This is a genomic window from Roseibium sp. (assembly GCF_051016195.1).
In the GTDB taxonomy this organism is placed as follows: Bacteria; Pseudomonadota; Alphaproteobacteria; order Rhizobiales; family Stappiaceae; genus Roseibium.
The window spans coordinates 1,943,873-1,969,008 of record NZ_CP134616.1; the positions used below are offsets into that span (position 1 = coordinate 1,943,873).

The window sequence follows — 25,136 nt, forward strand, 5'->3', positions numbered from 1 at the left end:
CCCGTCCCGACGGCCGTGCGGCCCGATCGGCCGCCGGTGCCTAGCGGATCTTGATCTGGTGTGCGATGTCCTTGCCGTTGGTCACGGTGACCTGCTTGAAGCCGATCAGCTTGCAGAAGTCGAGGAAGTTCAGTTCGTGCGGATGATTCGACCTGGCGAAGAGTTCCGTTGACCGGGCTAGCGAGGTCAGGGCCGCCAGCAGGGCGCGCAAGCGGTAGAGCGTGTCGTATTGGCCGTCACCGGTCGCAACGATGATCAGCTTTTCCAGATCGCCGCCCTTGGCGAACAGATGATATCCTGCAGCGTGGTTCTGTTTGGAATGCTGGGCGGCAAGACCGATGACAAAGGCCGCTCTGGAACGTTTCTGTGCATCGTTGGCAACCGGCAGTTCGGATATGTAGACCTCGTTCGTCTGCGGTTCGGGGTAGTAATAACCGGCATGGGCGTCAAAGGCAGTGGCGGCCGATTGCGACGTCAGCAGCAGCGCTGCCGCGACCGCCGAAGCCGCTGCAAGTTTTTGAAACCGTTTCATTCTGACTTGTCCCCCCTTTGATCCTGTCTGCTCAGTGAAGCCGAACATGCAGCGGCGGGGCAAGCACAAACTGCTTTATGACGTGTTCCGGGCTCCGCTCGGCCGCTGCGCTATACTTTTGCCATGATGTGTTCCCACATCTTCGGCGTGTGTGGGCAATTGGTCCGGGCGGAATCCGTTCGGAAGCGACATAAAATGGAGAATAACAAGATGCTGATCCGCTTGCCGCTGGCCTTGTGCGCCGTGGCCATGATGACAATGCCGGCGCTGGCGCAGTCCGGCGGTCCCGCGATTGCCTACACAACCGCAAACCTGAACATGCGCGCAGGTCCGGGAACCAACTACCCGGTGCTGGCAACAGTTCCGCAGGGCGGCGGGGTTACCGTCTTCGGCTGTACGGCAAACTTCTCCTGGTGCGATGCGGCCTTTGCCAATGTAAAGGGCTGGGTTTCGGGCAAATACCTGAGTTATGGCGTTCAGGGGAATTACTATGGCCGGCCGATCCCGAGCGCCGGGGTCTATATCGGCGTGCCCCGTTACGGCAACAACTACCCCATCTACCGTCGCCCGCCGCCTGTCGTGCGCCCTGTCCAGCCGATCTATCCGAGATATCCGAGGCGTTACTGATGACGCCCGCGACTACGACCCGTCAGCTGCCGGGTCTTGGCGCGGCCAGGACAAGTGACCAGAAAACCTTGTGTTTCGCTGTCGGCGAATAGGCGGTTGCAATGCCGAGGCGTGTCGCGTCCGGTGTCAGCAGCACCTGGTTGTGCTTGGGCGATTCGCGCCATCCTGAAAAGGCCTCGGCAAAGGTTCGATAACCTGCGCTGACGTTTTCCGCCGCCGCCGTTTGCGGCTCGCCGATGGACGACAGGCGTGTTGCAAGTTGCTGGTCCGGTGCGAGCGAGGCCTGCACACTGCCCGCTTTTGCCATCGCCTCGGCCTGCGATTTTGCAATGCCGGTGAGCTGGGCGTCCGGGGCAACGGCGGATAGACCGTTGTTGATCCGGTACTGCGAGATCATCTGCGCGGCCGTGGCCGCGTCGACTTCACCATCGACCCGCGCGAGATCCTTGTAGAACGGCGGTGTCTGGAAGCGTTCGCTCTGACAGCTTGCAAGAGCGAGAACCACCAGGACTGCAAAGGCAAGTCTGGCGGGCCTGAAATCCGATATTGTTTCGATCACCTGGAGCGGCTCCGGAAAAGGTTTGATTCGAACGGCAACTAGTCACCTGAATCTGAAGTTCGACTCATTTTGCAGCGGTCTTCGAACGAACTTCAGATTCAAGAAGGTGACTAGCAAGTCTATGTTTCTAGTGCGGTTTACGAATTTGAAGTTCGCTTCGGAGTCTGCAGAAGCAATGATGCGAACTTCAAATTTACCGCACTAGCAGAAGAGGACATCACAGCGGAATTACGGCGGGGTAAAGATCAGTTGGGGGTAACGCGGCTGGTCAAGTGGTTGGAGTGCCGGCAATGCGCAAGTCCAGCGACCAGGGCGCATCCCTCGTGCCGACGTACTTTCTCCAGATGAGGTCGACATCATTCCGGACAGACGGAGGTGCTCGAAACCTCAGCAAGTCATGAAAAAGACCGGCCCGTGAAACACGGACCGGCCAGGCTGCATCAGGCTTGTTCGGGTTTATGGCCCAAGCCTTTCAGGGAGCTCTTTGTCAGCGTTTTCCCGCTTCCAGAACGTCTTCAAACGTCCTGAGACCGGTTGTCGGAGCACTGACCAGGACCGACATGTTGCCGGGGGCGTGCTGGTTCTTCCACATCTTGGTGTGAGCGCTCGGGATCTGGTCCCACGGGAACACTTCGGACATGTACGGATCGATGCGCCGTTCAATCATCAGTTTGTTGGCCGCCGCGGCCTGTTTCAAATGGGCGAAATGGGAGCCCTGCAGGCGTTTTTGGTGCATCCACATGTAGCGGACGTCGAAGGTGCAGTTGAAGCCGGATGTGCCTGCGCAGATCACGACCATGCCGCCCTTCTTGCAGACGAAGGTCGAGATCGGGAACGTCGCTTCGCCAGGGTGTTCGAAGACGATATCGACGTTGTTACCCTTGCCGGTGAACTCCCAGATCGCTTTGCCGAACTTGCGGGCTTCCTTGAACCATTCGCCGTATTCGGGTGAGCCGACGGTCGGCAGCTGGCCCCAGCAGTTGAAGTCCTTGCGGTTGATGACGCCCTTTGCGCCGAGATCCATGACGAACTGGCGCTTGTCCTCGTCCGAAATCACGCCGATCGCATTGGCACCGGCCGCCGTGATCAGCTGGATCGCATAGGAACCGAGGCCACCGGAGGCACCCCAGACGAGCACGTTCTGCCCGGGCTTCAGTTCATGCGGATGATGCCCGAACAGCATACGGTAGGCGGTCGCGAGCGTGAGCGTATAGCAGGCGGATTCTTCCCAGGTCAGGTGCTTCGGCCGGGGCATCAGCTGCTGGGCCTGCGCCCGCGTGAACTGCGCAAAAGAGCCGTCGGGCGTTTCATAGCCCCAGATGCGCTGAGTGTTGGAGAACATCGGGTCGCCGCCGTTGCACTCCTCGTCGTCGCCGTCATCCTGGTTACAGTGGATGACAACCTCGTCGCCGACTTTCCAGCGCTTCACCTTGTCGCCAACAGCCCAGACAATTCCGGACGCGTCGGACCCGGCGATGTGATAGGGCGCGCCATGCCCGTCGAACGGGCTGATCGGTTCGCCAAGGCCGGCCCAGATGCCGTTGTAGTTGACGCCTGCAGCCATCACCAGGACCAGCACCTCGTGGCTGTCAAGCTCCCAGGTCGGCACGACCTCGAGCTGCATGGCGTCTTCGGGCGCGCCGTGGCGCTCACGCCGGATCGCCCAGGCGTACATGTTCTTCGGGACGTGACCGAGCGGTGGAATTTCACCGATTTCATAAAGGTCTTTCACCGGAGCATCCTCAAAAGTTCGGTTGTCGTTGGCTTCAGCGGCTGCAGTCATTCATCCCCTCCCAGGGTTTTTGTCTTGGCTCGCGATCTCGCATCTGCACAAGGCATGTTTGGCTCAAATCCCTATTTTGCGCAACTATTGTTCAAAATGGTGCGTCGATCTATACGACTATTGCTTAACTTGCGTTTTGATGCCAAGCATATTTTGCATTGCACAGAGAGATTTCGCATGCGCGTAATGTCAGGCAAGCTCCACCGGACCGGGAGATCCGGGTAATTTGGGGATCAAGAACAAGAATAAGGCTGACAGAAGAACGTCTTAGGAGGACTATCGGCATGAGCCAGACGGTTGAAACAGGCAAGGAGCGGGATCGCCCGTGGATTTTCCGGACCTATGCAGGTCATTCCACGGCGTCGGAATCGAACAAGCTTTACCGCGGAAACCTTGCCAAGGGTCAGACCGGATTGTCCGTCGCCTTCGATCTGCCGACGCAGACCGGCTACGATCCCGATGACATGCTCGCGCGCGGAGAGGTTGGCAAGGTCGGTGTGCCTGTGACGCATCTCGGCGACATGCGGACGCTGTTTCACGAGATTCCCCTTGAGCGCATGAATACGTCGATGACGATCAACGCGACCGCCCCATGGCTGCTGTCTCTCTATATCGCCGCGGCGGACGGGCAGGGCGCCGACCGGAAACTCCTTTCCGGCACGACCCAGAACGACATCATCAAGGAATATCTCTCCCGGGGTACATACGTTTTCCCGCCGGCACCGTCCCTGAAACTGACGACAGACGTCATCGCGTGGACCTATTCGAACATGCCGAAATGGAATCCGATGAACGTCTGCTCCTATCACCTGCAGGAGGCAGGGGCGACGCCGGTCCAGGAGCTGTCCTTTGCGCTTGCAACCGCGGTCGCCATTCTGGATTCCATGAAGGCAAGCGGCGCAATCCCGGAAGAGGACTTTCCAAAGGCCGTCGGGCGGATTTCCTTCTTCGTGAATGCCGGCATGCGCTTTGTCACCGAAATGTGCAAAATGCGCGCCTTCACCGAACTGTGGGACGAAATCTGCCGCGACCGCTACGGCGTTGAGGACGAGAAATACCGGCGCTTTCGCTATGGTGTCCAGGTCAACTCCCTCGGACTGACGGAACAGCAACCGGAAAACAACGTCTACCGGATTCTGGTGGAAATGCTTGCCGTGGTGTTGTCCAAGAATGCCCGCGCGCGGGCAGTGCAGCTGCCGGCCTGGAACGAGGCGCTGGGGCTGCCGCGGCCGTTCGACCAGCAATGGTCGCTCAGAATGCAGCAGATCATGGCCTATGAGACCGATCTCCTGGACTATGCCGACATCTTCGACGGCTCGGTGGAGATCACCAACAAGGTCGAGGCGCTCAAGGAGCAGGCGCGCGAAGAGCTTGCCCGGATCGACGCGATGGGCGGCGCGGTTGCTGCCGTCGATTCAAGCTACATGAAACGGCAGCTCGTTGAGTCCAATTCGGCACGCCTTGCCGCCATTGAAGCGGGTGACCAGGTGGTCGTCGGCGTGAACCGGTGGACGGAAACGGAAGCCTCGCCGCTTGCTGCCGGCGAAGACGGCGCGATCCTGACGGTTCCCGAACATGTTGAAGCGGAGGCGATCGAAAAAGTGAAGGCCTGGCGCGATGCACGCGATGATGCTGCCGTCGCCACGGCGCTGTCGGAGCTGAAATCCGCCGCACAGGAAGGCCGGAACATCATGGAACCCTCCATTGCGGCAGCGAAGGCGGGCGTCACGACCGGCGAATGGGGCCGCATGCTTAGGGAGGTTTTCGGAGAATACAGGGCTCCGACCGGTGTCGGACAATCCGCGCGTGACGATGCGGGCGACCTTGGCGCGGTCCGGGCCGATGTGAATGACGTTTCCGAAAACCTCGGCCGCCGCCTGAAGTTCCTTGTCGGAAAACCGGGGCTCGACGGCCACTCCAACGGAGCGGAGCAGATTGCCGTGCGGGCGCGCGATTGCGGCATGGAAGTCGTTTATGAGGGTATTCGCCTGACGCCGGCGCAGATCGTCAATGCGGCCGTGGAAGAAGATGTGCACGTGATCGGTCTTTCGATCCTGTCCGGGTCCCACCTGGCGCTGGTGCGCGATGTCATGGATCGGCTCAGGGCAGCTGGCGCTGACGATATTCCCGTTGTTGTCGGCGGCATCATCCCCGACGAGGATGCCGTGCAACTGAAGGCCATGGGTGTTGCCGCCGTCTATACGCCGAAAGACTTTCAGCTCACGGATATCATGGCCGACGTTGTCAGGATCGTCGGAGCGAAAGGCGCGCGTGCAGCTTGAGTTGCGCCTGAAAATGCACACCGGCAGTGTTTCGAAGGTGCATTTCCTGAAGTGGTGCAAGAGGTTAACGGATCGTAAAGATTTGTTAACGCTTCCTTGAGATCCTTGATGAAGTCCCGCCAGAAGGCGGGGGTTCTCTGATGGCCAGGAGGCCGGAATGGCGACGACGATCGAAAGGCCGCAATCGGCCCAGGTCGTGGCGCATGCGACAGAGTATCCTGCGGACAGGGACGGTGACGGCACCGGCCATGATCCCAGAGGCAAGCGTAAAGGTGCGCAGCGACACGACACAGACACCGGTTACTCCACGGATGAACCGGCAGTTCTCATTGATGCACATCATCTGGAAAATCATGCCCTCGACGGTGTTGCCGCCTATCGTGCAGCTGCGTTGCGGGCACTTGAACCGCGCGTGGAGCACGGGCCTGTCCACCCGCTCCGGGGAAACCAGGAAGGCATCGGGGCGGACAATATCCGCCACGCCTACGAAGACCACGGAGACACGGATGAACGGCACGAGGTTAACGTGGCGACGTGAAGCGCCACCGGCCTTTCGTTCCCGATTGTAAGCGACCGGCCTCCGAATTCGCTTGAACCGCTGGCCGGAATGCCCCATATCCGCCCGAATACGTATTGTTACGTATCTCGCCGAAAGCTGAAATCCGGCGGGATGCGTGTGGGTTAAGGGCACGACGGTCTTGGCGGACACAATTCTCTCGTTGGCGGCGGAAAACCTGCTGTCGCCGATCATCCTCTTTTTTGCTCTCGGTCTCGGCGCGGCGCTCGTGCGCTCCGACCTGTCGGTGCCGGAAGCGGCGGCCAAGGCACTTTCGATCTATCTGCTGTTTGCCATCGGCTTCAAGGGCGGCGTCAGCGTCAGCGCGCATGGTGTCGATTCCACGCTTTTGCTTGCGCTCGTCGCCGGCCTGATCCTGTCATTCGCGATCCCCTTCACCGCTTTCGGTCTTCTGAGGGTGATGACGCGTCTGGGAACAGTCGACGCGGCAGCGGTTGCCGGACACTACGGCTCGATATCAATCGTCACATTCGTCGCGGCGACATCGGTGCTGCAAAGCCAGGGGATCGCCAGCGAGGGCTACCTCGTCGCTGTTGCGGCGGCGATGGAAGCGCCCGCGATCCTGTCCGCTCTCTGGCTGGCTGCAAAGTTTTCCTCGGCGGACGCCAACGCCGAGCGCGCAAAGGGGTCGAAAGGCCTGCTGCGCGAAATTCTCCTGAACGGGTCCATCGTCCTGCTGGTCGGGTCGTTCTTTATCGGCTTCCTGTCCGGTCCGAAAGGTCTCACCGAGATTGAGAGTTTCATCGTGTCGCCCTTCAAGGGGGTCTTGTGTCTGTTCCTGCTGGACATGGGCCTGGTTGCCGGTCGTGGGCTGCGCAGCAGCGCCGGTCTGCTGAGACCGGGTCTGATCCTTTTCGGTGTTCTGATGCCGATGATCGGAGCGGTTGCGGGTCTTGCAGCGGGCACCCTGATCGGTCTGTCGGTCGGCGGGACCATGCTGCTCATGACCCTGAGCGCTTCGGCTTCCTACATAGCTGTACCGGCAGCGATGCGCGTGGCGTTGCCGGAGGCCAATCCCTCGATCTATCTGACAATGTCACTCGGGATCACGTTCCCGTTCAACCTGACCCTCGGAATTCCGCTTTACTTGAGCATTGCCCAGGCTACGGGAGGATAAGCCCATGGAGATGAAAGACGCAAAACGGGTGGAAATCATCATTGAGGCGCCAATGGAAAACCGGCTGACCGACGCGCTCGACGAAGCCGGCGTCACCGGGTACACGATCCTGCCGGTGATGGGCGGCAGCGGGCGCTCAGGAAGGTGGAGCCGGGAAGGACAGGTGTCCCGGGCTGGCGGCATGGTGTCCATCATCTGCATTATCCGCCCCGAAAGGCTGGACGAATTGCTTGAGGCAGCGTTCGAGGTGGTCGAGCGCCATATCGGCGTCGTCACCGTTTCGGATTGTTCGGTGCTGCGCGCGGAACGCTTCTAGGCCGAGGTGGCATAGCGGTCCGTACCCTAAGCCGTTTCGGGCAATTTGCATTCACGGAGCCAAGTGATAAGAACCTCCTGACAGGCGGCAAGCCTGTTTGCAGTTCAGGAGGCTTCATCGTTGACTTTTCCCGCACCACTTCTGGAAGGTTATGGCCGATACCTGAACAAGGGCTTCGTTCGCTACAAGGAAACGCACGAGCGCCTTGCGGTCTACGGTCAGAAACCGGATGTCCTGGTGATATCCTGCTGCGACAGCCGTGTAACGCCCGAAGGCATCTTTCACGCCGGACCGGGCGAATTGTTCGTTATTCGAAACGTTGCCAATCTAGTGCCGCCTTACGAGGAGACGGACGGCCAGCACGGCACCAGCGCGGCGATCGAATTCGCGGTCAACGGCCTGAAGGTCGGTCATATCGTGGTCATGGGCCACGGCCAGTGCGGTGGCGTGAAGGCGTTTCGTGAACACGCCAACGACCCGATGGCGACCGGGGAATTCATCGGCCGCTGGATCAAGCTCCTGGAGCCGGCCGCGATCACGATGGCCTGCATGCCGATCGACAAGGCGGACGATCCGCAGCTTGCGATGGAATATGCCGGCGTCCGGCATTCACTCAAGAACCTGCTTACCTTTCCGTTCATCGACAAGGCCGTCGCGGACGGTGGCCTGCTGCTGCACGGCGCCTGGTTCGATATCGGGTCCGGCGAACTCCGGCTGATGGATCCGGAAAGCGAACGCTTCGAAGCTGCCCTGCCGGACGCGCTGCCCACCGGCACCTGACATGCAACGGAGTGTTCGATGCAGATTGACCCGGGTCTTTACCAACGCCTTGCAGCCTATAACAGCTGGATGACGGAAAAGGCATATGCAGCTGCGGCACAGATGAGTGATGAAGAGCGAAAGGCGGACAAGGGAGCGTTTTTCAAGTCGGTCCATTCAACGCTCAACCACATTCTCTTCGCCGATCGCGTCTGGATGAACCGGTTTTCGGGATCGTCTCACGCCGTCAACGGCATGGGTGTCGATATCTTCGAAGACTTCGACGCGCTCAAGGCGGCGCATCTGGACATGTGCAGCGAGATTGAAACCTTTGCCGATGCGCTCACCGCCGCCTGGCTCGCCGAGCCGATGACCTGGACGCGCAGCACCGACAAGGTCACGCGTTCACGGCCCCGGTGGCTGCTCGTGACCCACATGTTCAACCATCAGACCCATCATCGTGGCCAGCTGTCGACCCTTCTCATGCAGTTGGGGATCGACATTGGCGTAACGGATCTGCCGTTCATGCCGGATCTGCTCGAGATGTCCGGGGGTTGAGCGTTTCCTGAAACGCAGACTGATGGAGCATGCGCGGATTTACGTCCAGCTTGCAACAGGTTCGCCGATCGCGCTGCGGTCGACCGTCAGTCCGAGACCGGGCGCATCCGGCGCGAGCACACCGCCCTTCGCTATCGGCGCATCGAACTCTGCCAGCTGCCTTGTGACCATGTCGCGGCAATCAAGAATACATCGGAGATGTCTTTCAGGAACCGTCTGACCGAGATGGGCGATCGCGGCGAAGGCGATCGTGGATCCGACCGTGTCCTGTACGCTGAGCGTCAGCCCGGCTGCGCGGGCCATGTCCCTTTGGCGCCGGCCGGGCGTGAGGCCGCCCGCCTTTGAAATCTTCAGACCAATCCCGTCGCATGCATCCAGCGCGATCGCCTGGGCAAGATCGGTGTCGGCCTGCATGAGTTCATCAAGGATGATCGGGACGCGGCAGCGGGAGCGGAGCGACAGCGTTTCGCGCCAACTGGCGCAGGGCGCTTCCAGAACAAAATCGAGACTGTCCGGCAGAAGACGCAGCATTCTAAGCGCGGTTTCCGGCGTGAGGCCGCCATTGGCATCCACCAGAAAGAACTCACCCGGCTGCCGGTCGGCCAGGGAAGCTTCGATCCTCGCCGCATCGAGCGCCGGTCCGCCTTCGCGATCCAGGGCACCGATCTTGACGGAGTGTCCGAGATATCCCCTGTCCCGATGCCTGGAGACGTTCTGCCGCATTTCTTCCGGCGTATCGGCCGGGATCGACGACATCACCGGCATGCGTTGACGTGTAGAGCCGCCAAGGAGCATCCAGCACGGCATGTCCGCAGCCTTGCCAAGGATGTCCCAGGCCGCGACGTCGAGCGCTGTCTTCGCGTGAAGGTGGCCGGCAAGCGCATCGTCCATGAAATCGTAGAGCCGTTCGACCTGCCGGGGGTCCTTGCCGATCAGATGCGGTGCAATCTCGGCAATGCCCGCCCGCACGCCGAGGGCGTGGGCCGCAATGTAGCTTGATCCAAAGGGTGTGCTTTCGCCCCAGCCCTCCAGGCCGCACGCGGTTTCCATCCGCACGATGCTGGCATCGAAGGCCTGAAATTCACGCCCTCCGGACAGCATGTATGTGCCGCCGGAATAGGGCAGGTCCGCCTGAAAGAGGTCGATGCGCGCGATTTTCATCTCTGTCCCGCTCTGCGAATGGGGCCCCGGATCGAATCCCGTTTTCCGGAGTGATGTCACGCCGGTATCTTTTGTAGATGAGGGTAGCTCTGGATGAAACGCCCGTATTTGTGCACGCCGCAGGTCACGGCTTCATAGCGAGCGGGATTGTCCGCGTCGATACAGGAGGCAAGCGGCGCGAATTCCGCGTCATAATCGGCGTCAATGAAAAACGGGATGGAATAGCGTTCCCGCCCGCTGGTATTGACCACGCGGTGCAGGTTGGCGAGGTAGCGGTCGTTGGTCAGACGCTGCAGCAGATCGCCAATGTTGATGACGAACGTGCCCGGGATCGGCGTTCCCTCGACCCAGTGGCCGTCCCGGTTCAGGACCTGCAACCCGCCGACATCGTCCTGCGCCAGGATCGTGAGGCTGCCATAGTCGGTGTGCGCCCCGATGCCAATGATGCTTTCATCGACGATGCCGGTCTGCGGCGGGTAATGCAGGAGACGCTGAATGCTGATCGGCTTCTTCAGCTTGGTCTCGAAATAGTCGGGGGCAAGGTCGAGGCTGCGCGCGATCCCGGACAGGATCGTCATGGAAAGGCGCTTCATTTCTTCGTGGTAGTGATAGACTGCGCCACGAAAGCCGGGAAGTCTGGCGTCGCCGGGCCAGAGGTTAGGTCCGAAGAAAGGACAGTCCGGTTCAGATTCCGGTCCGAGGTCGAAACATTCCTTCAGGTCCCTGGTCTTTTCCGGATCGGTGTTTTCACCAAATGGCTCGATATAGCCGCGCAATGTCTGACCGGACCGGGACACGTGCAGCGCCATCTTTTCAGCCTCCGGCAAATCGAAAAAGGCCCGTGTCTGGCTGAAGGCGTTTTCAACCACCGCATCGGCAATGCCGTGGTTTTTCACATACATAAAGCCGGCATTTGCCAAGGCCCAGTTGATTTCGCCGGCAACCTTGTCCGGATCGCTTCCATCCAGGAGCGGCGCCAGATCGACGACGGGTATCTTGTCGAATGACTGGCGTTTGGCATGCAGTGCATCGTCGAGCTTGGCAATCTGATCGGTCGGCATCGGGTTTCCTGACAGGTGACACGTGAAGTTCGCTCATATTTTCCGGGACCATGGACCCTGGCAACGTCAATAATTTTCCTCATGAGTTAAAAAAAGTAATGCAAAATTCGGGTCTAAACCTTACGATCAAATGAGTTTGATCAAGCGTTGCATGAGGTCGATTTGCCAAAGCGCCCCTATGATCTGCCGCCGCTGAATGCGCTTCTGAGTTTCGAGGCCGCCGCGCGCCACGTCAGCTTCAAGGCGGCAGCCGCGGAGCTGAACGTGACGCCCGCTGCCGTCAGTCACCAGGTAAAGTCGCTTGAAAGCGATCTGAAATGCGCGCTTTTTCATCGCCATCACCGGGGCGTGGAACTGACGGAAATCGGGGCTTACCTGTTTGTGGCCCTTCAGCGGGGTTTTGAGGAAATCGGCGATGCGCTCAACCAGTTGCGCACCAGGGTCTCCAAAACATCCGTCACAGTGGGTGCCACCACGGCGATGAGCGCCCTTTGGCTGACGCCACGTCTGGCTCAGTTCTGGAAATCCCATCCACACATCTCGGTTTCGCAGATTGTCAGTGACACCGGCGAAGGCGGTGCTGACTGTGACCTGAGCATTCACTATGGAGACATGTCCCGGGAGACAGGGTCGTGCAAGGCCCTGTTCCACGACCGGATATCGGCCCTGGGCAGTCCCCGGTTTGCCGAACAGAACCGGGTTGAGACGGTCGAGGATCTTGCCGGGCTCCCGCTGATCCACCTGGATTCGGCGGGAACCGACTGGACGGACTGGCAGGACTGGTTTGCCGCGCTCGACTACTCCGGCGCTTTGCGCAACGCGCATCGTGTCAACAACTACGTCATCGCACTGCAGGCGGCGCAGGACGACATGGGCGCGGTTCTCGGATGGGAGGGGCTGACCCGGTCGTTCACGGAAAGCGGCAGGCTGGTGAAGCTCTTACCCGAAACGGTGGCTTCGCCGCGTGTTTATTTCGTCAAGCTGCACGCCCGCGCATCGGATCAGGCAAAGCTCGTGTTCAAGTGGCTCGCCGAGGTTCCTCGTTTCTGAGGAGCCAAAAAAAACACGGGGGCGAAACACCCCCGTGCCGGTTCTGCGTCATCAGACGTTTGTCAGGCAGCAGCCACGTTGCGCAGGAAGGTTTCGACTTCCTGCTGCAGCTCTTCGGTGCGCGCGTTCAGCATCTCGGAGGCATCCAGAACCGATTGCGAGGACTCGGACGTCTCGTTCACGGTGCCGGACAGCTCGGACATGCGCGACGACACGAAGGTTGTTCCTTCAGCCGCTTTCTGCGCGTTTTGGGAAATCTCTCCGGTGGCCGATCCCTGTTCGTTGACGGCAGCGGCGATGGTGCTGGTGTAGGAGTTGACCTCCTCCATGATCGTGGTGATTTCGGCAATCGCGCTGACGGACTCCTTTGTGGCGTCCTGGATCGCGGTGATCTGCGCACCGATTTCTTCCGTCGCCTTCGAGGTCTGCGTCGCCAGTTCCTTCACCTCCGCGGCAACAACCGCAAAGCCCTTGCCGGCTTCCCCGGCGCGCGCCGCTTCGATCGTTGCGTTGAGCGCAAGCAGGTTGGTCTGTTCGGCGATTGCCTGGATCAGGGTGACGACCTCACCGATCTTGGAGGCGGAAGAGGCCAGTCCCTCGACCTTTTCGTTGGTGACGCGCGTGCCTTCGGTCGCACGGCTGACGACTTCCGTCGTCTGCGCGACCTGACGCGAGATTTCGCCGATGGACGCGGAGAGTTCCTCCGCGGCGCTCGCGACGGTCTGAACGCTGGACGTCGCATCGTCCGCCGAATTGAGCGTCTCGATCGCGCCTGAAGCGCTCTGGCCGGAGAGGTCGGACAGACGGCCGGCGGTGCCGCCGAGATCCTGGACCGTGTCGTTGACGGAACTCAACACGTTCGAAACGTTGTTGCGGAAGTCCTCGATCAGGGTCTGCACCGCGTTCTGGCGATCGAGCGAGGCGGAATCGGATTCGCGCTGCTGCTCCGCGAGCGAGATGCGTTCCGCGGCGCGTTTCTTGAGACCGTTGACGGCCTGCGCCAGCATGCCGATCTGGTCGGTCCGGTCCTTGAAGGGAACCTCGTCATCGAGATTGTCCTGCGCGATCTGCGACGTGATTTCCGCGAGTGCGGTAACCGGGCGAAGCTGGCGGCGGATCGCGAAGATCAGCAGCAGAACGGAAATGATGACGACGGGCAGCGCCAGCATGGTGTAGTCGCCCATCAGCTCCCAGACATTGGCCTCAACGGCGGCTTTCTCAACTCCGGCGTAAAGAATGCCGGTGATGGCGCCCTGACTGTCAAAGATCGGCTTGTAGACGGTGAAATAGTCCTTGCCGAGAATGGTTGCCTGACCATGGAACGTATTGCCGCTCATGATCACGGGATAAACCGCGCCGGTCTTGCCAAGAGGAGTCCCAACCGCTCTTTTGCCGTCGCCCTTGATGATGTTCGTGGTCTTGCGCCAGAAGTCCTTGGTTTCCGGATCCCACTGAAAAACGGTTGCGGTCTCACCGGTCATCCGGCCGATGGAGTCGATCATGGCATGATCGTTGTCGAAAACGGGGAATTCTGCCAGTTCGATCCGCGTCACGTCACCGGTGTTGGTCCAGTTGACATTGGCACCCTCCACACGGTCCTGAAAGATCGTCGCCGCCACCCTCAGGTTGACGTCCTGTTTCTTGATTGCCGCGGTCTCGGCCTGTCCCAGCGCGACCTGGTACAGGATGATGCCGACAACGACCATGGAGATTGTCAGGACACCGGCGGAAACGATTGCCAGCGTCGACGTAACGCTCAGGCGAGCGAAAAGATTTTTCATGGAATACCCCTTTTGCCTCTGCTCGGGGGTGTACGAAATTAAAGTAAATTTTAAGCAAACGGATTCAGCTATCAGTCATAAATTTCAACGCTCTGTGGAAAAAATTCATGCTCACTTTCACGATTAGTATATTGTGAAAAATACTGATACATCACACGATGAAAAACGGGGTCCTGACCCTAGAATGCAAACAGCAGAGCACTGCCGGCGACGACAAGAACCGCGCCGGCCCACGCTGCCAGCGCCGGAAATTCTCCGGTCCGCCACCACATCATCGGCAGCATGACTGCCGGGGTCGTTGCGGAAAGTGTTGCGACAATGCCGACTTCGCCGCCGGAAAGCGCAAACAGGATCAGCGTCATCCCGATGCCCATTCCGAGCATTCCGGAGAGCGCAATGATGCCGACAACCGGAACGGTGAAGCGGCCCGCCGGCTTGACCCAGCTGAAGGGAAGCCGCGTGAGAAGCACCAGGCACAGGGCGGCGACCCCGACACGGATACTTGAGGCGGCCACCGGGTCCGCGCCCGTTTCCATGACGGGCCGGGCGATGAGTGAGCCGACCGATTGCGACAGGGCGGCGGTAATTCCGAGGGCGATGCCGATCCAGACAGGTCCCTTGATGTTTTCCCACTTGTGCAACTGGGATTTGCGCTTGCCGAAACGAATTGCGAGCAGGACGCCCGCGAAAATTGTCATGATCCCGATGGATTGAATTCCCGTCAGGGTTTCGTCCAGAACCAGCCAGCCAAGGATCGCGGACATGGGCGCATTCAACGAAAAGAGCATCGCTGTGCGGCGCGGACCCATCCGGTTCAATGTCAGGAAGAGGGCTGTGTCTCCGGCGAATATGCCAATGACACCGGACAGCACCAGCGGCACCAGATGATCGTTTCCGATCGTATTCCAGCCGCCAGCGATCGCGACCCAGATGCACAGCAGGAGTGTCACCATGACCATGCGGGTGCAGTTGAATGCGATCGCGCCGAGATGCTGTGCAGGGCCTGCCGAGAGCAATCCCGTCAACGCCCAAAGCGTAGCCGCGCCGAGTGCGGCGGCTTCAAAGATGTACATTGCTTCTGCAGTCTCCGAAGCGAACTTCAGATTCAGGTGACTAGCCGGCGCCCGGGTGCTCGGGTGACTGGCCGGTCCAGGCCGTTTCAAAGAAGTCCCGTTCCAGTTCGCTCATCTGCCTGAAGAGGTCCGCCAGTCTCTCCTGCAATTCAGCGCTCAGGGATGGCCCGATCCGGTCCAGTTCCTGCCTGATCCAGTTGACGAAGTCCTCAAAGCCCGTGACCGCGTGAAGATCAATCCATTCCGCCAGGTAGAATTGCGCCGGCCGTGGCTTTTGTGCCTCGAGCCTGCCCCAGGTGAGATAGCACCATTCCGCGCACAGGAGGCATGTCAGCCCCTCGGGATAGGTGCCATCGCCCGAGGCCGTCAGCAGCAGATCCGCAAAGGACCGGGTGACCGGTCCCTGCGCTGCGCCGGCATAGGTTTCCCGCGGCACCCCAAGCGCCTCGAAGGAGCGCAGGAAGTAGTCGTTTTCTTCTGATGTCAGCAAGGCAAGAAAGGCGGACAGACGCGACTTGGCCTGCATGTCCGGAGCCTTGGCAACGAGGTAACCCAACGTCGAGGCCAGATCCGTGATGAACGTATAGTCCTCGATCAGATAACGGACATATGCCTCATCCGGCATGGACCCGTCACCGATCGCATGCGTGAAGACATGATCAGTCGCCTCGGACCAGAAGGGTTCGGCCCTCAGTGCAAGCCAGTTGGTGAACCTGGCTCCAGAAACAGAGGCCCGATAGTCGTCAAACGACCTGGTGAATGGCGCAGGCATGAGCGAGCGGCACTTTCTGAAATGTCAGTGAGAAACGGGCGCCGACCGGCGCCCGCAGAATGAGATCACGCGGCGGCTTTTTTCGGGGTGATCAGGCCGCGGTTCACGAGAACTTCGGCAATCTGAATGGTGTTCAGTGCCGCGCCCTTGCGCAGGTTGTCGGAGACGACCCAGATGTTCAGCCCGTTTTCGACTGTCGCGTCTTCGCGAATGCGCGAAATGTAGGTCGCGTCTTCCCCGGCGGCCTCGTAAGGGGTCATGTAGCCGCCGTCTTCGTGCTTGTCGATCACGAGGCAGCCCGGCGCTTCACGCAGGATACTGCGTGCCTCTTCAGCGGAAATCTCGTTTTCGAATTCGATGTTGACGCTTTCGGAGTGACCGATGAAGACCGGAACGCGGACGGCCGTGCAGGTGACCTTAATGCTCGGGTCGAGCATCTTCTTGGTTTCCGCCAGCACTTTCCATTCTTCCTTGGTGTAGCCGTCTTCCATGAAGACGTCGCAGTGAGGAATGACGTTGAAAGCGATCCGCTTGGGATACTTGTTCGGCTCGATCGGATCGTTGACGAAGACGGCGCGGGTCTGGTTGAACAGCTCTTCCATCGCGTCCTTGCCGGTGCCCGACACGGCCTGATAGGTCGACACGACAATCCGCTTGATCCTGGCATGCTCGTGAAGCGGCTTCAGCGCCACGACAAGCTGCGCGGTGGAGCAGTTCGGGTTGGCAATGATGTTCTTCTTGGTGAAGCCGGCCACGGCATCGGCATTCACTTCCGGAACGATCAGCGGCACGTCGGCGTCGTATCGCCAAGCGGAAGAGTTGTCGATTACGACACAGCCCTTGGCCGCAATCCTTGGTGCCCATTCCTTGGAAACGGAGCCGCCGGCGGACATCAGGCAGATATCGGTATCGGAGAAGTCGAAATTCTCCATTGCCTGAACTTTCAGTGTCTTGTCGCCGAAGGACACTTCCGTGCCCTGGGAACGGCGCGAAGCGAGAGCAACGACGTCATCGGCCGGAAAGCCGCGCTCTTCCAGAATGTCCAGCAGTTCCCGGCCAACATTGCCCGTGGCGCCTGCGATTGCGATCTTGAATCCCATTTTCGGTCTAGTCCTTGTCCGTCTCCCCGCTTCACCGGCTGCCCGGAAGAAGGCTCGCCGGCTCTCGGCGCCTCCCATCCCCGGGGAGGCGGGATGAGCGGCACCGTCAAGCGGTGGTCTTGGTTGTCTTTGTAGTGCGTTTGAAAGCGGTTACGGCAGCCGAACGGGTCTCGCCGCGCAGGAATGTTGCGCTGGCAAGAGCCTTGGACATGATATCCATAATGTCGGCGCTGAGCCGGTTCATCTGGTGCTCGCAATCGTCAAAACTTGAGACGGCGGTGTTTTTGCCCGGAAATCGGGCGAAGTCAACACGCAAACCTGCGAATCGGAAGGATGACGGTCGATTTGTTGCCCAAATGCTGCGACCGGCGCGGCCGGGTCAGCTTTCAAACAGTGTTCCGGGTCCTGCTCCCGTGGTTTTCAGGCCTGCAAGCCGCATCATGTGCCATGCGAGGGCAAGGTTGGAACTGATGACCGGCTTGCCCAGCTTTTTCTCGCACGCCTCTATCACGGGAAAGGTGCGCAGATTGGTACAGGACGCAAATACGGCTTCCACCTCGGGATCTTCACCGATCGCCTGAACGGCATGTGCAACAGACTTCGGGGTTATGCGGGCGACCGTTGCTTCCCCGGATTGTCCGAACGAGCCCACTCTGACCGGATCCAGGCCTTCCTTGCGAAGAAGATCAACGACAGCTTCCGAGACTTCGGCAATATAGGGCGTCACAACGCCGACCCTGGTTACGCCGAGATGGTTCAGCGCCGCAACGACCGCGACGGCCGGATTGGTGACGCGGGCGCGGGGATGCGCATTTTGAACCGCTGCCTCCACAGCCCCGGAGCCGATCACCGTCGACGCGGAGGTGCAGGCATAGCCGATCACGTCGAGGGGCCGGTTTCCCGGAAGCAGAGCGGCTGTGTCCGTCAGGCCCGCCTTCATGCGCATCAGCGTTTCTTCGTTGACCTCCGGATCGCTCGGGATGCGCGCGTGGTAGAGCACCACGTCCTCCAGATCGAAGAGCGGGCGGAACTCGGTTTCAATCGTTTCGTCAGCCTGAAGCACAATCAGGCCAAGTGCCGCCCTTGAGCCGAGGCCTTCATCGCAGTCGAATGGTAGCTGCAATTCATTCTCCCCCTTGTGTTCTAGATGACAGGGATCTCTCTGAATGCCGGTGTGCTGAGGAACTCGGGCGCCCCGTCCCGGACAACGATGTTTTCCTCGTGGACCATCATCTTTCCGTTGCCTAGGCCGATGCTCGGCTCGAGTGTCAGCACCATGTTTTCTCTCAACTCCGTGGTATCGAAGCTGGTGATGGACGGCATTTCGGTCAGCTGCATCCCGAGGCCATGACCCAGTCTGCCGACATCGCCGTCTTGCTGGCCGAGGACCGTTGTCATGGCGCTGAAAAGATCGGAACAGGTTGATCCAGGGCGGGCGGCGGCGGCGGCTGCCTCGACGGCGCGGACAAGCTTCTCGTGCGCCGCCCGGACCTCATCACTTGCGCCGCCGATCGCGAAGTTGCGGTCGAAGTCGCAGAAATAGCCGTTTTTGGTTGCGCCTGTGTCCAGCATGAGCACGTCGCCAGCCTCAAGTTTCTGGTCCGTCGGCGGAGAAATGACGTCGCCGTAGCCGCCCTGTCCCGCGCCGCCCACAAGATAGGGGACATCGTCGGCGCCCTGCCGCAGCAGTTCGATGCGGAACGTGCGGAAGACCTCCTTGAGCGATTGCCCTTCATGAAAAAGGCTTGCGGCATTGGCGAACCCGGCCGATCCGATCCCGCAGATTTCCCGCAACAGCGCGATCTCGCGCCCTGACTTGACCATGCGCAGCCGCATCATCAGATCGGAAGCATCTGCGAATTCCGTGTGTGCAAGGCGAGCGGTGAGTTCCCGGAAGTCGCGGAGCGGCATGCGCAAGGCACTTTCACGGCCTATTGGCATGCCGACCTTGCCGTAAGCCGACAGGCAGTCCGCCAGGAGGGAAACGCCGTCGTCGGTCGGGTGAGGTGCCGAGAATGTCCGGATATCTTCGAGCCAGGTCGAGGCCATCAGGTGGGCGCCGATCTGCGGAATCACGGCAATCGGTTTTCCGGTTGCCGGCACCACAAGAAACCACGGGCGGGTCGGACTTTGCCAGAACAGCGTGCGGAAGCCGGTGAAGTAGCGTAGTTCGGCTTCGGTGGTGAAGAAGAGCGCGTCGAGCCCGTCTGCCCGCATTGCGCCTTGCGCCCGCTCCAGTCTTTTTTCAAATTCAGCTTCCGGAAAGTCGGGCTCAGCCATGTTCCGGGCCTTCCGAGAGGTAACAGAGGACCCGGGACTGTGCCGTCAGGCCCAGGTCTTCGAATTGACCCTTCGCGTGATGAAGTGCCGCGAGACCGGCTGCTCCTGACGGTGTTGTGGCGAGGTCATGATCCTTCAGCCAGGAAACGGTTTCGTTCGCTTCCTCATCCGTGATGGTGGCGAACCGGTTCGCGTGCAGGGCAAGAAACTTCAGGGCAAGGTGGGAAGGCTCCTTGCAGTCCAGGCGGCCCATGTTCGATACCGGGCCGGGAGCAACAACCGGTTTGCCGGCGGCAATGCTTGCCTGAAGCGCCGGGGCTGCCTCCGGCTCCACGACGACAATGGTGACAGCGTCCCCCCAACTGGTACGCGCGCTGGAGGCGCAGCCCGCGGCGAGGCCGCCGACACCGGCCTGCAGGAAAACGTGGGTCGGCGGTTCCGCGATCTGCTCTTCTATCTCGGTGCCCATGATCAGGTAACCTTCCATGACGTCCCTGCCGGGCGCCGTCATGCCGGGCCAGGTGCTGTCCGACAGGAGCTGCCATCCGTTTTCGCTCGCCTGCCGCTCTGCCTCGGCCATGCTGTCTTCATAAATTGCACCGGCGCGGACAACCCGCGCACCCCGGTTTCGCAATCTGTCCGCAAAAGCCTCCGGAACGGTCTCTGAAACGAAGACCACTGCTGCAGCGCCGAACATCCGCGCGCCTTCGGCGAGAGAAAGGCCGTGGTTGCCGGCACTCGCGCAGACAAATGTCGTGCCGTTGAGAGCGGTCGCGGGGTCTTGCGCTGTGCCTTCCTCGATTTTTGAGAAGGCCTGCTTGGCAATTGCATAGGCCGCTCCGAGTGCCTTGAAACTGCCCAGACCCAGGCGATTGCGTTCGTCCTTGATGAAAAGAGTGCCGATGCCGAGATCCGCAGCGCGCTCCGGGAGGTTCAGCAACGGAGACGGCGTGATGCCGGTGACGCCGGCAAAGAAATCGCGCTCCGGACCCAATGATCGCGAAATGTCACCGGAGGCCAGCTCCGGATTGGTGCCGAAACCTTTGCCGAGCCATGCGTTCGCGAATGTTTTCATGCGTTTCCCTTCCGAGGCAGAAAACGCAGATCAACAGGTCGGACAGAGGAACACAAGAGCGCCTCGCAAAATGCCGCAATCTGAACAGACGGCGTCCGAGCCCATCTGAGACTCTTCCACTTGAAATATACCGAGAAATCAAGATATCATGAATTATGGATATAAATGATGCACTGAGCGCCTTTGGTGCGCTGAGCCAGAAAACGCGTCTGGATGTGTTCCGGCTGCTGATCAACGCAGGTCCGGACGGCATGACCGCGGGAGAGGTTGGTGAAGTTCTGGGTGTTCGCCAGAACACCATGTCTGCCAATCTGTCCATTCTTCTTCAGGCCGGGCTGGTTCGAAACGAACGCGAGGGGCGTTCGATCCGTTACTTCGCGGATCTGGATGGCACGAAGGATCTGCTGACTTTCCTGATGGCCGATTGTTGCGGCGGTCACCCGGAACTGTGCGCCCAGGTGATGGAAACTGTCGTGTGCCGGGAGCAACCGAGTATTGCGGGAGATTATGATGTCTGACGAAAGCTACAATGTTCTGTTTCTTTGCACCGGAAATTCGGCGCGCTCGATCATCGCGGAAGCGATCCTGAACCGGGATGGGCGCGGCCGTTTCAAGGCGTTTTCGGCGGGGTCACATCCTGCTGGACATGTCCATCCGGAGGCACTGGCATTGTTGACGAGGCTGAATTTCAAAACAGAGGATTTCAGGTCAAAGGACTGGTCCGAGTTCGCAGACCCAACTACGCCGGTAATGGATTTTGTGTTTACCGTCTGCGACAATGCGGCCAAGGAAACCTGCCCCGTCTGGCCCGGACAGCCTATGTCCGCGCACTGGGGGGTTCCCGATCCGGCCTCCGCCGCTGGCAACGACTCTGAAAAACGGCTGGCGTTCAGTGACACGTTCCGCATGCTGAACAACCGCATCTCGATCCTCATCAACCTGCCGCTATCTTCGCTCGACAAGCTTTCCCTGCAGGAAAGGCTCGACGAAATCGGCAGCAAAGAGCCTGCCTGAAGGTTTCCTCAGGCCGGCGCCTTGGCTTCCGGTTGCGGACGGAGCGTGAGCAGTGCCAGCACGAAGGCGATGAAGGCACAGGCAGCGACCGCGCCGACCAGGGGCAGCGCAGTCCGGTCGAAGAACGGGCTGCAGATCAGGATCATTAGCCCGCCGGCAACCATCTGGAATGTCCCGCCGAGGGACGAGGCCATGCCCGCGTGCTCTCCATGTTCCTCGAGGGCCATCACCATCGTCGGTGCGATCACAAGGCCCAGACACGAGTTTCCGAGGAAGAACATCGCCATCAGAACCGGAAGGTCATCAAAGCCCAGCCAGACGAGAGTGAAGAGGGACGATGTCGCAAGCGCAAAACCGCAAACCGCCCAAAAGGCGACGCGGCCCATCCCGTATTTCTGACCAAGGCCCGCGGCGAACTGGGACGCGGCGAAGAACCCCACGGCGTTCACCGCGAAGACGAGCGAGAATTCGGTCGGGGACAGGGCATATTGGGTCATGTAGACGAGCGGCGCCGAGGCGATGAAGACGAAGAAACTTGCCAGCGCGAAGCCTCCGATCATCGTCAGACCCATGAACCTGAAATCCTTCATCAGGAAGATGGAACTGCGCAGGATCGCGGCCGGATTGACCGGCACCCGCCGGTCGTGCGGCAGTGTTTCGGGAAGGCGCAGGGCTGTGAAGATCATGGCGGCGAGCGCGATCAGACCCAGCGCACCAAAGATCATGCGCCAGCTTGCGACGGAAATGATCATGCTTCCGGTCAAAGGTGCCAGGAGCGGGGAGATGCTGATCACCAGCATCACCAGCGCCATCAGACGCGTTGCTTCCGTGCCCGTATGCAGGTCGCGCACGACGGCGCGCACGATCACCATCGGGGCTGCCGCTCCAAGGGCCTGCACGAACCGGCCAAGGGTGAGCATGGTGATATCTGTTGCCATCGCACAGATGACCGACCCGGCGATAAAGACCGTCAGCCCGATGAAGATCGGCGGTCTGCGGCCCATCCAGTCCGCGATTGGACCGTAGAAGAGCTGCGCCAGGCCGAAGGCGATGAAATAGACGGTGAACGTCATGTGAGCGCCCGCGTCATCGGTTCCGAGATCGCGCACGATCTGCGGAGTCGCGGGCAGGTAGAGGTCAATGGCAAACGGGCCGACGGCTGCCAGCAGCCCAAGGACAAGGGCGGCACGGACGAATCCGATCTGCATGTGAGTTATCCGAGATTGAGATGCGCGCAATCCGCGCAAGAAATTTTTCGTGTTGCAACGTGAGAGAAATGTCGGGTGTTGTCCAGTTAATTCTGCAAATGAACCTACCCGCGAGGTGCATATTTTATTCGTGCGCGTGTCATGGAACCTTCATGCAACTGTCACCGTTTCTGTAAAATCGCCGACTAGCTTGCGCCCACCTCACACCAAAATAACTGGGAGCTAGTGCAATGTCAGACCCTCGTGGACGTTTTCTGAAGGGTGTCAGCCTTGCCGTTCTGGCCGGTCTAGGAACCGTGTCGGCGGCACAGGCGGACTACTTCGAACGGATCAACACCTATCCGGTCTACAAGACCCTGCCGGAAGGCGCCGACAAGGCGACAGAGACCGTCGCGGAGATCATTTATGCGTCCAAGGATGGCCGCACGCTCGCCTTTACCGACAGCCCGGGCGATGCAATCGTCTTCGTCAACGCCGCTAACCCCCTGAACATCCAGCCCATGGCTCGGGTTGATCTGGGTGGTGAGCCGACGTCTGTTGCTGTTGGCGTGAAAGCCGCCTACGCGGGTGTCAACACGAGCGAGGACTATGTGAATCCGACCGGTCATCTGGCCGTCATCGCGCTTGAAGGCATGGGCATCACCGCGACATGCGACGCCAAGGGCCAGCCGGACAGCGTTGCCATTTCGCCGGACGGTAAATTCGTGGCGATCGCGATCGAAAACGAACGCGATGAGGACCTCAATGACGGCGTCATTCCGCAAATGCCTGCCGGTCATCTTGCGATCTTCGATCTCGACGAGAATGGCGCTCCGACGAACTGCGATGCTGTCCGCATCGTGGACCTGACCGGCCTTGCCGAGGTTGGTCCGACCGATCCGGAGCCGGAGTTCGTTTCCATCAATTCCGCGAACCAGGCCGTCGTGACCCTGCAGGAAAACAATCACCTCGCCATCGTCGATCTGGCGTCCGGCGACGTCGTTGTCAGTTTCTCCGCCGGCGCTGCCTCCGCTGAGAATATCCCCGTTTCCAAAGCCCGCATGAGTGACGCGTCCGGCAACAACGAGAACGTTGCCCGCGAGCCGGATGCGGTTGCCTGGATCGACAACGAGCGCTTCGTGACCGCCAATGAAGGTGACTATGAAGGCGGCTCGCGCGGCTTCACGATCTGGAACACCAAGGGCGAGGTCCTGTTCGACAGCGGCAACCAGATGGAACATCTCGGCATGTCGCATGGCCACTATCCGGCCAAGCGCGCTGCCAAGAAAGGCACCGAGCCGGAAGGCGTTGCAGTCGGAACCTTCGGCGGCGATACGCTGATCTTCGTGAATTCCGAGCGCGGCAACTTTGTTGCCGTCTACAAGGATACGGGCGGCGAGCCGGAATTCGTCCAGTTCCTGCCGACCCATGTCGGTCCTGAAGGTCTGCTGGCGATCCCGAACCGGGACCTGTTCGTCGTTGCCAATGAGGTCGACAGCGCAGAAGACAATGTGCGTTCGCACATCTCGCTCTACAAGTTCGGTGCCGATGCGCCGTCCTATCCGTCGGTTGTTTCGAGTGTCGATCCGGAAAAGGGTGCGCCGATCGGCTGGGGCGCGATCTCCGCACTTGCCGCGGACCCGTCGGATGCAAACACGCTCTACGCCGTCAGCGACAGTTTCTACGATGATGCCCGGATCTACACGATGGACATCTCGTCCAGGCCGGCGAAGATCACGTCCTACGTGACCGTCACCGGTTTCGACCAGGAAAAGCTTGACCTGGAAGGCATTTCGGTTGCAAGCGACGGCGGTTTCTGGCTGGCTTCAGAAGGTCATCCGAAGAACGAGCGCGGTCATCTCCTCCTGAAGGTCGGTACCGATGGTGCGATCCAGGAGCAGATCACCCTGCCGCAGAGCCTGATTGATCAGGCGAAACGTTTCTCGTTCGAGGGCGTTGCCGAGTTCGAGATGAACGGTCAGCCCCTTGTCGCCGTTGCCGTTCAGCGGGAGTGGAATGACGATCCGAAGGGGCACACCAAGATCGGGATCTACAATCCTGCAGAAAAGTCCTGGGGCTTCGTTCACTATCCGCTCGACGCGCCGAAAAGTGCGGCCGGAGGCTGGGTCGGTCTTTCCGAAATTGTTTCCATCGGTGGCGGTGACTTCGCCGTGCTGGAGCGTGACAACAAGGGCGGTGAAGATGCGGCGATCAAGCAGATCACCGTCATCTCCCTGAAAGATGTTGTTCCGGCCGCACACGGCGAGACCCTTCCGGTTCTGAAAAAGCGCTTCGCGATGGACATTCTGCCGGCCATGGCCGAGGGCAAGGGGTGGATCCTCGACAAGCCCGAGGGCCTCGCGATCACCGCCGACGGTCAGCTGATCCTTGTAACGGACAATGACGGTGTTGATGACGCGCCAGGCGAAACGCAGCTCTTCAACCTTGGCCCGGCGTCGCGGCTGAACTAGG

General features: G+C 60.1%; 25 protein-coding genes. 11 read left to right on the forward strand and 14 right to left on the reverse strand.

The features are described from left to right. Positions 1 to 40: 40 nt before the first annotated feature. A complete protein-coding gene (locus RDA78_RS09025; RefSeq protein WP_434054987.1) occupies positions 41 to 532 on the reverse strand; it encodes a hypothetical protein in 492 nt (163 codons plus the stop codon). Between the two features lie 195 nt (positions 533 to 727). On the opposite strand from RDA78_RS09025, the gene RDA78_RS09030 reads away from it, so the two are divergent. Continuing rightward, positions 728 to 1,159, forward strand: coding sequence for an SH3 domain-containing protein (locus RDA78_RS09030; RefSeq protein WP_434054988.1), 432 nt, complete (start codon positions 728 to 730; stop codon positions 1,157 to 1,159). Positions 1,160 to 1,181: 22 nt separating this feature from the next. On the opposite strand, the gene RDA78_RS09035 is transcribed toward RDA78_RS09030, so the two are convergent. Together RDA78_RS09035 and ccrA are read right to left on the reverse strand one after the other, a co-directional pair. Next, positions 1,182 to 1,718 carry a CAP domain-containing protein gene (locus tag RDA78_RS09035; RefSeq protein ID WP_434054989.1) on the reverse strand — a complete coding sequence of 179 codons (537 nt, stop codon included), beginning with the start codon at positions 1,716 to 1,718 and terminating at the stop codon, positions 1,182 to 1,184. Between the two features lie 487 nt (positions 1,719 to 2,205). After that, positions 2,206 to 3,501 (reverse strand): crotonyl-CoA carboxylase/reductase, encoded by a 1,296-nt coding sequence (gene ccrA, locus RDA78_RS09040; RefSeq protein ID WP_434054990.1) that lies wholly within the window; start codon positions 3,499 to 3,501, stop codon positions 2,206 to 2,208. A gap of 284 nt (positions 3,502 to 3,785) precedes the next feature. On the opposite strand from ccrA, the gene RDA78_RS09045 reads away from it, so the two are divergent. The 6 genes from RDA78_RS09045 (at position 3,786) to RDA78_RS09070 (ending at position 9,110) form a co-directional block, all read left to right on the forward strand. Continuing rightward, complete coding sequence (locus tag RDA78_RS09045; RefSeq protein ID WP_434054991.1) at positions 3,786 to 5,783, forward strand: methylmalonyl-CoA mutase family protein; 1,998 nt, start codon at positions 3,786 to 3,788, stop codon at positions 5,781 to 5,783. Between the two features lie 157 nt (positions 5,784 to 5,940). Then, positions 5,941 to 6,321 (forward strand): hypothetical protein, encoded by a 381-nt coding sequence (locus RDA78_RS09050; RefSeq protein WP_434054992.1) that lies wholly within the window; start codon positions 5,941 to 5,943, stop codon positions 6,319 to 6,321. Positions 6,322 to 6,481: 160 nt separating this feature from the next. Then, positions 6,482 to 7,477, forward strand: a complete 996-nt coding sequence (locus tag RDA78_RS09055) for a sodium-dependent bicarbonate transport family permease (protein WP_434054993.1) — start codon at positions 6,482 to 6,484, stop codon at positions 7,475 to 7,477. 4 nt (positions 7,478 to 7,481) lie between these two features. After that, entirely contained in the window at positions 7,482 to 7,793 is a 312-nt protein-coding gene (locus tag RDA78_RS09060; protein ID WP_434054994.1) for a P-II family nitrogen regulator, read from the forward strand. A 120-nt stretch (positions 7,794 to 7,913) separates the two neighbouring features. Continuing rightward, complete coding sequence (locus RDA78_RS09065; protein ID WP_434054995.1) at positions 7,914 to 8,573, forward strand: carbonic anhydrase; 660 nt, start codon at positions 7,914 to 7,916, stop codon at positions 8,571 to 8,573. 18 nt (positions 8,574 to 8,591) lie between these two features. Beyond that, positions 8,592 to 9,110 (forward strand): DinB family protein, encoded by a 519-nt coding sequence (locus RDA78_RS09070; RefSeq protein ID WP_434054996.1) that lies wholly within the window; start codon positions 8,592 to 8,594, stop codon positions 9,108 to 9,110. A 39-nt stretch (positions 9,111 to 9,149) separates the two neighbouring features. Here the strand turns inward: RDA78_RS09070 and RDA78_RS09075 are convergent, their stop codons facing one another. Continuing rightward, complete coding sequence (locus tag RDA78_RS09075; RefSeq protein ID WP_434054997.1) at positions 9,150 to 10,271, reverse strand: mandelate racemase/muconate lactonizing enzyme family protein; 1,122 nt, start codon at positions 10,269 to 10,271, stop codon at positions 9,150 to 9,152. A gap of 56 nt (positions 10,272 to 10,327) precedes the next feature. Beyond that, complete coding sequence (locus RDA78_RS09080) at positions 10,328 to 11,332, reverse strand: isopenicillin N synthase family dioxygenase (RefSeq protein ID WP_434054998.1); 1,005 nt, start codon at positions 11,330 to 11,332, stop codon at positions 10,328 to 10,330. Between the two features lie 162 nt (positions 11,333 to 11,494). Here RDA78_RS09080 and RDA78_RS09085 point away from each other — a divergent pair, with 162 nt between their 5' ends. Then, positions 11,495 to 12,382: a LysR substrate-binding domain-containing protein gene (locus RDA78_RS09085; protein ID WP_434054999.1), complete on the forward strand. Its 888-nt coding sequence runs from the start codon at positions 11,495 to 11,497 to the stop codon at positions 12,380 to 12,382. A 62-nt stretch (positions 12,383 to 12,444) separates the two neighbouring features. On the opposite strand, the gene RDA78_RS09090 is transcribed toward RDA78_RS09085, so the two are convergent. The 8 genes from RDA78_RS09090 to RDA78_RS09125 form a co-directional block, all read right to left on the reverse strand. Beyond that, positions 12,445 to 14,163 (reverse strand): methyl-accepting chemotaxis protein, encoded by a 1,719-nt coding sequence (locus RDA78_RS09090; RefSeq protein WP_434055000.1) that lies wholly within the window; start codon positions 14,161 to 14,163, stop codon positions 12,445 to 12,447. A 179-nt stretch (positions 14,164 to 14,342) separates the two neighbouring features. Further along, a complete protein-coding gene (locus tag RDA78_RS09095; protein WP_434055001.1) occupies positions 14,343 to 15,236 on the reverse strand; it encodes a DMT family transporter in 894 nt (297 codons plus the stop codon). Between the two features lie 40 nt (positions 15,237 to 15,276). Then, on the reverse strand, positions 15,277 to 16,008 hold the full coding sequence (locus RDA78_RS09100) for a TenA family protein (protein WP_434055002.1): 732 nt from the start codon (positions 16,006 to 16,008) through the stop codon (positions 15,277 to 15,279). Positions 16,009 to 16,073: 65 nt separating this feature from the next. Continuing rightward, the gene (locus RDA78_RS09105; RefSeq protein WP_434055003.1) at positions 16,074 to 17,108 is read right to left on the reverse strand and encodes an aspartate-semialdehyde dehydrogenase; all 1,035 of its coding nucleotides are present in this window, start codon (positions 17,106 to 17,108) and stop codon (positions 16,074 to 16,076) included. Between the two features lie 106 nt (positions 17,109 to 17,214). Next, positions 17,215 to 17,352 (reverse strand): hypothetical protein, encoded by a 138-nt coding sequence (locus tag RDA78_RS09110; protein WP_434055004.1) that lies wholly within the window; start codon positions 17,350 to 17,352, stop codon positions 17,215 to 17,217. Between the two features lie 135 nt (positions 17,353 to 17,487). Further along, positions 17,488 to 18,231, reverse strand: a complete 744-nt coding sequence (locus RDA78_RS09115) for a maleate cis-trans isomerase family protein (RefSeq protein ID WP_434055005.1) — start codon at positions 18,229 to 18,231, stop codon at positions 17,488 to 17,490. 20 nt (positions 18,232 to 18,251) lie between these two features. After that, a complete protein-coding gene (locus tag RDA78_RS09120) occupies positions 18,252 to 19,388 on the reverse strand; it encodes a M24 family metallopeptidase (protein ID WP_434055006.1) in 1,137 nt (378 codons plus the stop codon). Further along, complete coding sequence (locus RDA78_RS09125) at positions 19,381 to 20,463, reverse strand: pyridoxal-phosphate dependent enzyme (RefSeq protein ID WP_434055007.1); 1,083 nt, start codon at positions 20,461 to 20,463, stop codon at positions 19,381 to 19,383. The genes RDA78_RS09120 and RDA78_RS09125 overlap by 8 nt, the downstream gene beginning before the upstream one ends. Positions 20,464 to 20,618: 155 nt before the next feature. On the opposite strand from RDA78_RS09125, the gene RDA78_RS09130 reads away from it, so the two are divergent. Further along, positions 20,619 to 20,981, forward strand: coding sequence for an ArsR/SmtB family transcription factor (locus tag RDA78_RS09130; RefSeq protein WP_434055008.1), 363 nt, complete (start codon positions 20,619 to 20,621; stop codon positions 20,979 to 20,981). After that, positions 20,974 to 21,477, forward strand: coding sequence for an arsenate reductase ArsC (locus RDA78_RS09135; RefSeq protein ID WP_434055009.1), 504 nt, complete (start codon positions 20,974 to 20,976; stop codon positions 21,475 to 21,477). Before RDA78_RS09130 ends, RDA78_RS09135 begins: the two co-directional genes overlap by 8 nt. Positions 21,478 to 21,485: 8 nt before the next feature. On the opposite strand, the gene RDA78_RS09140 is transcribed toward RDA78_RS09135, so the two are convergent. Continuing rightward, complete coding sequence (locus tag RDA78_RS09140) at positions 21,486 to 22,685, reverse strand: multidrug effflux MFS transporter (RefSeq protein ID WP_434055010.1); 1,200 nt, start codon at positions 22,683 to 22,685, stop codon at positions 21,486 to 21,488. A 230-nt stretch (positions 22,686 to 22,915) separates the two neighbouring features. Between RDA78_RS09140 and RDA78_RS09145 the strand changes: the two genes are divergently transcribed. After that, the gene (locus RDA78_RS09145; protein WP_434055011.1) at positions 22,916 to 25,135 is read left to right on the forward strand and encodes an esterase-like activity of phytase family protein; all 2,220 of its coding nucleotides are present in this window, start codon (positions 22,916 to 22,918) and stop codon (positions 25,133 to 25,135) included. Position 25,136: the final 1 nt, after the last annotated feature.

What these genes read in the sequence shown, in the direction of transcription:
- RDA78_RS09095 (WP_434055001.1), bottom strand. Translation starts at nt 15,236, where the DNA reads ATGTACATCTTTGAAGCCGCCGCACTCGGCGCGGCTACGCTTTGGGCG.
- RDA78_RS09105 (WP_434055003.1), bottom strand. Translation starts at nt 17,108, where the DNA reads ATGGGATTCAAGATCGCAATCGCAGGCGCCACGGGCAATGTTGGCCGG.
- RDA78_RS09120 (WP_434055006.1), bottom strand. Translation starts at nt 19,388, where the DNA reads ATGGCTGAGCCCGACTTTCCGGAAGCTGAATTTGAAAAAAGACTGGAG.
- RDA78_RS09130 (WP_434055008.1), top strand. Translation starts at nt 20,619, where the DNA reads ATGGATATAAATGATGCACTGAGCGCCTTTGGTGCGCTGAGCCAGAAA.
- RDA78_RS09025 (WP_434054987.1), bottom strand. Translation starts at nt 532, where the DNA reads ATGAAACGGTTTCAAAAACTTGCAGCGGCTTCGGCGGTCGCGGCAGCG.
- RDA78_RS09030 (WP_434054988.1), top strand. Translation starts at nt 728, where the DNA reads ATGGAGAATAACAAGATGCTGATCCGCTTGCCGCTGGCCTTGTGCGCC.
- RDA78_RS09140 (WP_434055010.1), bottom strand. Translation starts at nt 22,685, where the DNA reads ATGCAGATCGGATTCGTCCGTGCCGCCCTTGTCCTTGGGCTGCTGGCA.
- RDA78_RS09135 (WP_434055009.1), top strand. Translation starts at nt 20,974, where the DNA reads ATGTCTGACGAAAGCTACAATGTTCTGTTTCTTTGCACCGGAAATTCG.
- RDA78_RS09060 (WP_434054994.1), top strand. Translation starts at nt 7,482, where the DNA reads ATGGAGATGAAAGACGCAAAACGGGTGGAAATCATCATTGAGGCGCCA.
- RDA78_RS09145 (WP_434055011.1), top strand. Translation starts at nt 22,916, where the DNA reads ATGTCAGACCCTCGTGGACGTTTTCTGAAGGGTGTCAGCCTTGCCGTT.
- RDA78_RS09080 (WP_434054998.1), bottom strand. Translation starts at nt 11,332, where the DNA reads ATGCCGACCGATCAGATTGCCAAGCTCGACGATGCACTGCATGCCAAA.
- RDA78_RS09110 (WP_434055004.1), bottom strand. Translation starts at nt 17,352, where the DNA reads ATGAACCGGCTCAGCGCCGACATTATGGATATCATGTCCAAGGCTCTT.
- RDA78_RS09090 (WP_434055000.1), bottom strand. Translation starts at nt 14,163, where the DNA reads ATGAAAAATCTTTTCGCTCGCCTGAGCGTTACGTCGACGCTGGCAATC.
- RDA78_RS09125 (WP_434055007.1), bottom strand. Translation starts at nt 20,463, where the DNA reads ATGAAAACATTCGCGAACGCATGGCTCGGCAAAGGTTTCGGCACCAAT.
- ccrA (WP_434054990.1), bottom strand. Translation starts at nt 3,501, where the DNA reads ATGACTGCAGCCGCTGAAGCCAACGACAACCGAACTTTTGAGGATGCT.
- RDA78_RS09100 (WP_434055002.1), bottom strand. Translation starts at nt 16,008, where the DNA reads ATGCCTGCGCCATTCACCAGGTCGTTTGACGACTATCGGGCCTCTGTT.
- RDA78_RS09070 (WP_434054996.1), top strand. Translation starts at nt 8,592, where the DNA reads ATGCAGATTGACCCGGGTCTTTACCAACGCCTTGCAGCCTATAACAGC.
- RDA78_RS09045 (WP_434054991.1), top strand. Translation starts at nt 3,786, where the DNA reads ATGAGCCAGACGGTTGAAACAGGCAAGGAGCGGGATCGCCCGTGGATT.
- RDA78_RS09050 (WP_434054992.1), top strand. Translation starts at nt 5,941, where the DNA reads ATGGCGACGACGATCGAAAGGCCGCAATCGGCCCAGGTCGTGGCGCAT.
- RDA78_RS09075 (WP_434054997.1), bottom strand. Translation starts at nt 10,271, where the DNA reads ATGAAAATCGCGCGCATCGACCTCTTTCAGGCGGACCTGCCCTATTCC.